Consider the following 464-nt stretch of genomic DNA (forward strand, 5'->3'; position numbering starts at 1 on the left):
CCGCTGGCTGTGGCGAAGCTGCTCAAGGCGCTGGTCGACAAGGAACAGCCTCAACTGGTGATTCTCGGCAAGCAGGCGATCGACGACGATTCCAACCAGACGGGCCAGATGCTCGCTGCGCTGGCGAATCTCCCGCAGGCGACGTTTGCATCGAAGGTTGTCGTGGCGGATGGCAAGGCGACGGTGTCGCGCGAAGTGGATGGCGGCGCGGAAACGTTGTCGCTCACGCTTCCGGCTGTGATCACGACCGATCTGCGCCTGAACGAGCCGCGCTATGTGACGCTGCCGAACATCATGAAGGCAAAGAAGAAGCCGCTTGAAATCGTGAAGCCCGAAGATCTGGGCGTCGATGTCACGCCGCGTCTGAAGACGCTGAAGGTCAGCGAGCCGCCGAAGCGCTCGGCTGGTGTGAAGGTGGCCGATGTGAAGACGCTGGTCGAGAAGCTGAAGACCGAAGCCAAAGT

At 61.4% G+C, this 464-nt stretch carries 1 protein-coding gene; it reads left to right on the forward strand.

Features of this window, described 5'->3' with window-relative positions:
* The coding region (locus SB822_RS54970) for an electron transfer flavoprotein subunit beta/FixA family protein (RefSeq protein WP_410858832.1) at positions 1–464 on the forward strand (464 nt) is incomplete at both ends.

The sequence above is a fragment of the Paraburkholderia sp. SIMBA_054 genome (genome assembly GCF_046534875.1).
Taxonomy (GTDB): Bacteria; Pseudomonadota; Gammaproteobacteria; order Burkholderiales; family Burkholderiaceae; genus Paraburkholderia; species Paraburkholderia hospita.